Here is a 207-nt window from a genome sequence, read left to right on the forward strand (position 1 = left end):
AAGAGCCTGCCGCGGATCGAGGCCCTTCCGCCCGGCCTCTACGAGATGAAGATCGACAATCCCTCGGGCGATCCCGATTGCCGCGACGGTGGCTACGCCGTCCACTTCGAGGCGCGTGAGGTCTGCGACATCCGCTTCCCCCGGCAGTACGATGCCTTCGAGCGCGTGCGCGACCTCTCCGAGCGCAACGAAGCCTTCTACAGCACT

General features: G+C 65.7%; 1 pseudogene. It reads left to right on the plus strand.

What is annotated here, in order from left to right:
* Nucleotides 1-207: pseudogene (locus tag V5F77_RS29415) on the plus strand (DUF3141 domain-containing protein); the annotation flags it as partial.

This window comes from Roseixanthobacter psychrophilus (genome assembly GCF_043195195.1).
GTDB lineage: Bacteria > Pseudomonadota > Alphaproteobacteria > Rhizobiales > Xanthobacteraceae > NCEH01.